Consider the following 2,286-nt stretch of genomic DNA (forward strand, 5'->3'; position numbering starts at 1 on the left):
GTACAGGCCCAGCTCCGCATGCCAGAAGCGGCCGCGGTACATGGCCGGCACCTCGCCATCCGCTCGCAGAGGCACACCGAACGGGTCGTAGCGATACGGCCCTTCTTCGCCGCAGAAGACCAGGTTGCCACCGGCATCGGCATGCAGGCTGCGCAGCTCACCTTGCGGGTTGCCGCGGAAGTCCACCAGGCCGACCACGCCGGTGGGCAGGCGCAGCACGATGAACTTCGGCCGGCCGTGTCCGTCGGCCACCGCGAGCAGGCCATCGTCTGCGCCGTAGAGGTAGCGCTCGCCGCCGGACTGGCCGTGCTTGGCGACCAGCCGTCCCTTGTGGTCATAGACAAAGCGGCCCACGCATTCGCCGTTGACCAGCAGCGATTCGAGCTCGCCCGCGTCGTCGTAGCGGTAGACCTTCTCACCAGCCGCGTCCCGCACGCGCAGCACACGGCCCACGGCGTCGCAGTCGATGGCGAAGTCGTCGCCCTCGCCCACCACCTCGTCGGCCGGACCGAAGGCGTAGCGCCAGGCCTGCGCGCCTTCGGTGGCTTCCATCAGCCGGCCTTGCGCGTCGTAGCGGTGCTGGCGTTCGCCTTCGCGCGAAAGCCGGAACGCGGCGTCGCGTTCCAGCGCACACGCCCACAGCTCGCGGCCGGCCAGCGTCAGTTGTTCGCGCAGGGACTGGCCGGACTCGGGGTCGTGCCAGGTCTGGTGCAGCAGCTTGTCCGGCCCGCGGTGCCAGGCCAGGCGCTGCGCGTCGTCGCTGCCCAGCTCTGCCGCGGTCGCGCCGTTCCAGCTGACTTCGGTGGCACGGCCACGCACGTCCCATTCGAAGCCGATGCGCTGGTCCCACTCGGGGAAGCTGACCTGCGCGAGGCGGCCGTTGGCATCGAAGTCGAAACGCAGGCTGAGTGCCACGCCGTCGACGCGCTGCGTCAGGCCGATCAAGCGGCCCGCCTCGTCGTAGTCGAACGCGGTATGTTCGTGGTCCGACCGCGCTTCGCTGACACGGCCGCCCACCCAGCGGTAGACCCACGGGCTGGCGCCGCCGCGGCGGGTGCGCAGCAGCTTGCCCTGGGCGTCGTAATCGTGCGCGCGCTCGCCATCCGCACGCCTGGCTTCGGTCAGCCGACCGGAGGCGTCGTAGCTGTAGCGCGCCCATGCGCGGCCGTTGCGGTCGACCTCGGTGAGGCGGCCGTCCACGCCATAGCGGTAGTCGTAGCGGGTGCCGTCGGGCTCGGTGAGGGTGGCGAGTTCGCCAGCCTGCCAGGCGTAGCTGCAGAGCTGCGGGCCTTCGTGCACTTCGACCGGCAGGCCCTGCTCGCAGCGCGTGTCGCGCGCCGCGCGTTGCGTGGCGTCGAAGGCTTGCAGGCGTTGCAGGGCGTCCATCACAGGGCCAGTGCGGAAGATTGGGACGGCGCGCCCAGCGGGATCGCGTTCAGCATGGTGTCGAACTCGTTGAGCACGCGGTCGAGCTGCTGGTCGAAGCTGGTCTGCAGGTTGGCCAGCAGCGTCAGCAGGCGTTCCAGCAGGTCGTGCACGATGAGCTGGTCCACCTGCTGCAGCAAGGCGGTCACGTCAGCCAGGATGGCTTCGAGCTGGGCCTTCAGCGCGTCCAGCACTTTCTTGAGTTCGGCCCGCACCTGGTTCAGGAAGCCGTCGATGGCCTGCTTCAGCTGCGTGAGCATGCCGCGCAGGCTGCCGGTGATCTTGGCCACCAGTTGCTGGTACAGCGCATCGAGCTGGACCTGGATCGCTGCCGGGTCGATGGCTTTGAGCGGGTCCATCAGCGGGTCCCAAACGGTGGTCTTCAGTTCGGCGGCCAGCGCGTCAGGGTCCAGGATGTTGAGCTTGGCACGCAGCGTGTCGTAGACGCCGGAAACCGCCGTCTTCAGCCCGGCCGGGTGCAGCACCAGTGCGGCCTGGCGGATCTCGCCGAAGAAGCCGTTGACGGCATCGTCCAGCGCGGCCTGCAGCGGCGCCAGGTCGCCGAGGAAGCGGTCGACCGCGAGGTCGATGCGGCGTGCCTTGGTGGAAGGGCGCAGCGTGGCGAGCGCGCCGTGCAGCGTGTCGGCGGTGATGGGTTGCGGCTGGGTCAGGAAGGCCGGCAGCATCTTGGCCAGGCCGCTGTTCAGGCGGTTGTAGGCGGCCTGCGCGCCGCTGGCGTCCAGGCCGTTGATGCGCTGGCGCAAGGCGGCGGAGAGCTCGCGCACGCGGCCGTCCAGCTGCTGCAGGCGCGAACTGGGCACATCCAGCTTCAGCGGCGCCAGCACCAGGTCGAACTTCGCG

General features: G+C 69.9%; 2 protein-coding genes. Both read right to left on the bottom strand.

The genetic code is table 11. The annotated features are described in order from the left end of the window. Window positions 1-1,386, bottom strand: a 1,386-nt coding sequence (locus FKP22_RS27725; RefSeq protein ID WP_141291226.1) for an RHS repeat domain-containing protein, incomplete at its 3' end; no start/stop codon positions are given. Next, on the bottom strand, window positions 1,386-2,286 hold a 901-nt coding region (locus FKP22_RS32925; RefSeq protein ID WP_170201130.1), incomplete at its 5' end, for a hypothetical protein. The genes FKP22_RS27725 and FKP22_RS32925, both read right to left, overlap by 1 nt.

Origin of the sequence: Ideonella azotifigens, from assembly GCF_006519715.1 — a bacterium.
Lineage (GTDB): Bacteria > Pseudomonadota > Gammaproteobacteria > Burkholderiales > Burkholderiaceae_C > Ideonella > Ideonella azotifigens.